Source organism: Pseudaeromonas pectinilytica, assembly GCF_054780855.1.
In genome coordinates, this window is record NZ_BAAGVN010000257.1 from 1 (window position 1) to 3,520 (window position 3,520).

Genomic DNA, 3,520 nt, shown 5'->3' on the forward strand with positions numbered 1-3,520 from the left:
CTAAAAAAAGCAAGCTGGGATGACAATTATCGGGCACAACTATTCTTTGGTTAAATAACCAACAAAGTATGCTCCCGCCCTGGGGCAGAATGGCGACATCCAATTATCAGATGGCAATTTCACTGTCAGTCCAATGGGTGAGGTCAGAGTTGGCGAGCAAATTGAAGACACGATATTAGTCGTGAACTCGGAAGATGAGATCTACAGTTCGGAACGAGCTTCTGATCCAGAGATGCAATCTTCTGCTGCAAATTCAACAGCGCGCTCTGTTCGTCAGGGATATCTGGAAGCATCCAATGTTGATGCGACGCAAGAAATGATCGCATTGATGGAAACACAGCGGCATTTCACGACTACGCAGAAGTTTTACGTTGCACTCGATAGCTTATTAAAAACAGCCATTAGCACATTAGGGAAATAACATGATCGATGCCATCTATATCGCAGGCTCAGGGATTAAGTGCCAGCAAGATTACGTGAATACCATTTCAAACAATATTGCCAATATAAATACCGTTGGTTATAAAAAAAATGATGTCTCATTTGCTGAAATGACAGATTCCGGGGTCAATGCTGATGGTGTCGATGATACCCGCGTTGTTGGCGGTGTTCGGGTTAGTGATATTTCGCAACAGTTTTCAGCCGGTGAACTGAAGCAAACTGATAACCCACTCGACCTAGCAATTGTCGGACAGGGCTTCTTTGAAGTGACCTTGGAGGATGGTCGGCAAGCCTATACCCGTGTCGGTCGCTTACAGGTTGATAACCAGGGTCAGCTTGAAACCCAAAGTGGCTACAAGCTAACGGCCAACATCTCGATCCCTGCAGAGGCAACTGATATTGCTATTTCCAAGAGCGGTGAAATTAGCGTGACACTGCCGGGGGAAAGTGAGCCTGTAGTTTTAGGTGAAATTGAACTTGCTGATTTTAACTCTGCATCTGCCCTAAGTGATATTGGCGGAGGACTCTTTGTTGCTAACAAAGAGACCGGGACTGCTGGTTATGCGAAACCAGGCCAAGATGGGATGGGAATTATCCAGCAAGGGTATGTAGAAGCATCGAATGTCTCGATGATCTCTGAAATGGTGAGTCTGGTCTTGGCACAACGGGCTTATCAGTTGAATGCTCGGGTGATCCAGACTTCCGATCAGTTGATGGAAACTACCAATAACCTGATCCGAAGCTAATGCGTATCTGTGTGCTGATGCTCATGTGTTTTGTTTCCCAATCCGCGATATGTGGTGGAGAGGTCAACTTAACTTTTCGTTCGGGATGGATGGCATCACCACAGACAGTTTCTGATGTTTTGATTGTCAGTGGACGCCCTTATTCACTGATCACGCGTATTAAAGCGCTTGCTTACGATCCTGATCTGTTTGAAGCAGAAAAATTAGATAGAAATAAAGTTACGACATGGTTAAAACGTAGCGTTAATGCGCCTGAATTTTCCGTGAATTGGGTGGGAAAGCAAGCTTCGTCCTCCATGAAGGCACCTCAAGATCGCTATTTGCGTTGTGCGGATCTCAAATTAAGATTGCGCGAGATGCTCAATGCTAACTCAGATGAACATACGAGTTATAAGGGCCAACTGATCTGCGATCATGATTTGATGATGGCTAAAGCAATTTCTTCAATTGAAATAGAACGGTTCTATCGTAATCAAGTCGCCAGCAAACAGGAGCTTAGCATCAATGTTGAGTATACCGATGGAACACTTGCTCACGTCAGAAGATGGTTTAGACCCATTACCATAAAGCGGACATTGGTTGCTAGAAAAGAGATTTTGTCGGGATCAATTCTTCAAGAGGATGACTGTTCTATAGAATTCCGTTTGCTGAAACCTAACGAAGCTGCTCCTATGAATTTCGATATCTCATTGTCGGACTTCAAGGCTAGATATGATATCGATGTTGGCACCGTTATAAGCGACAAAAATATAGCATCCAGCGACTGGATCGAGAAAGGTCGTTCGATACCTGTGAAATACACAGATAATGGAATAGAAATTCAAGTCATGGCAAAGACATTAGAGGCCGGTGAGCCTGATGATGTAATTGCAGTTTCAATTCCACAAAGTGATAAGCCTTTACACGTAAAAATTTTACCAGGAGCCTCCGGTGAATTATTCCAGCCATAATGCAGTGTTGCTAGCAATGATATGTTGTTTGTCATTCCCAGTGCACTCTGAGAGCTTTTTTAATAACAACCAAGTTCCCTCATTGGTTGCTGATAATCGAGCTCACCAAATTGGTGATACGGTAACCGTCATTATTGTGGAAAGCACGCAGGCGACGAGTCAAGCGGGCACAGATAGTGACTCTAATTTTAATGTTAACGCAAGTTCAAATGATAATGTGATTAATAACAAGGTTGGCGTTGGATATCGTAGTGGTAATGATGATAAAGCGGCAACCAGTCGGGAAGGGCATTTTAAAGGGCAGATAGCGGTTCATGTTGTAAACATTGACCCGCAAGGATTACTCAAGGTTCAGGGGCACCAGTCTCTAGTCGTCAATGGTGAAGAGCAGGAAATCAATGTAGAAGGATATATTCGCTCCATCGATATCAAGGCTGACAATACAATTTTGTCTTCGCGGATCAGTGAAGCAAAAATTGAATTGAATGGTAAAGGTGTTGTTTCTGATGGTCAGCAGCCTAATATTTTCAGCCGTCTGTTATCCCTGATTGGACTCTAAATATGACAACACGTGTTTCCATGAGAATATTATTCACCATGATGCTCTGTATCACGTGGAGTGCATCGGCATCCGTCCGGATTAGTGAGCTCACCCGTTTGGATGGGGCCAGAGATAATTCACTCGTTGGGTATGGAATTGTCATTGGACTAAATGGCACCGGTGACACTCAGCGTAGTCGTGCAACGATGCAATCAGTTGCTAATACACTCCAAAAGTTTGGTGTATTTGTCGATGCAAAAGATATCAGCTCCAGGAATGTTTCCGTTGCTATGGTCACAGCAACCTTACCTCCATTCAGTGAAAATGGCTCTAAACTCGATGTGACGGTATCCTCCATTGGTGATGCACGGAGCATTGCTGGCGGAACATTATTACTGACACCATTAAAAGCGGCTAATGGCGAGGTCATCGCTCTGGCCCAGGGAGAACTCTCTGTTGGTGGCTATGCCTATCAGGCTAACGGTAATAGTGTCCAGAAGAATCATCCGACAGTGGGGAGTATTCCTGCCGGTGCTATTATAGAGCGAGCAACCAAAGACCAGGTGATCGACTCTCAGGGGAATTTTTCTCTTTTATTAAAAGAGCCTGATTTTAGAACGGCAGAGCGTATTTCTGACGCCATAAATTCACGCTATTCCGATGTTTTTGCACAAGTTGTACATGCCGGTAAAATTCTTATCTCTACTAATAGTTCATCGCAATCGACGTCGTATCGTCGAATTGCCAGTATTCAAGATATTTGCATATTCCCACGCATGGCGATCGCTCAATAACATTCATGCCGATCACGTAATAACATCCATGCCGATCACTCAATAACA

Annotated in this window: 5 protein-coding genes; all 5 read left to right on the forward strand. The window is 44.1% G+C overall.

Translation table 11 applies throughout. The annotated features are described in order from the left end of the window. Nucleotides 1–181 precede the first annotated feature (181 nt). From ACYVG7_RS10825 to ACYVG7_RS10845, 5 genes are read left to right on the forward strand one after another with little or no spacing between them, the layout of a single operon-like run. Nucleotides 182–421 carry a flagellar basal body rod C-terminal domain-containing protein gene (locus tag ACYVG7_RS10825; RefSeq protein WP_460883121.1) on the forward strand — a complete coding sequence of 80 codons (240 nt, stop codon included), beginning with the start codon at nucleotides 182–184 and terminating at the stop codon, nucleotides 419–421. A gap of 1 nt (nucleotide 422) precedes the next feature. Then, the gene (locus ACYVG7_RS10830) at nucleotides 423–1,187 is read left to right on the forward strand and encodes a flagellar hook-basal body protein (RefSeq protein WP_460883122.1); all 765 of its coding nucleotides are present in this window, start codon (nucleotides 423–425) and stop codon (nucleotides 1,185–1,187) included. A gap of 17 nt (nucleotides 1,188–1,204) precedes the next feature. Beyond that, the gene (locus ACYVG7_RS10835; protein WP_460883125.1) at nucleotides 1,205–2,137 is read left to right on the forward strand and encodes a flagella basal body P-ring formation protein FlgA; all 933 of its coding nucleotides are present in this window, start codon (nucleotides 1,205–1,207) and stop codon (nucleotides 2,135–2,137) included. Then, nucleotides 2,118–2,696 (forward strand): flagellar basal body L-ring protein FlgH, encoded by a 579-nt coding sequence (locus ACYVG7_RS10840; protein ID WP_460883123.1) that lies wholly within the window; start codon nucleotides 2,118–2,120, stop codon nucleotides 2,694–2,696. The genes ACYVG7_RS10835 and ACYVG7_RS10840 overlap by 20 nt, the downstream gene beginning before the upstream one ends. Nucleotides 2,697–2,698: 2 nt before the next feature. Further along, nucleotides 2,699–3,472, forward strand: a complete 774-nt coding sequence (locus tag ACYVG7_RS10845; RefSeq protein ID WP_460883124.1) for a flagellar basal body P-ring protein FlgI — start codon at nucleotides 2,699–2,701, stop codon at nucleotides 3,470–3,472. Nucleotides 3,473–3,520 lie beyond the last annotated feature (48 nt).

Coding starts and splice junctions, on each gene's coding strand:
- ACYVG7_RS10830 (WP_460883122.1), top strand. CDS start 423: ATGATCGATGCCATCTATATCGCAGGCTCAGGGATTAAGTGCCAGCAA.
- ACYVG7_RS10835 (WP_460883125.1), top strand. CDS start 1,205: ATGCTCATGTGTTTTGTTTCCCAATCCGCGATATGTGGTGGAGAGGTC.
- ACYVG7_RS10845 (WP_460883124.1), top strand. CDS start 2,699: ATGACAACACGTGTTTCCATGAGAATATTATTCACCATGATGCTCTGT.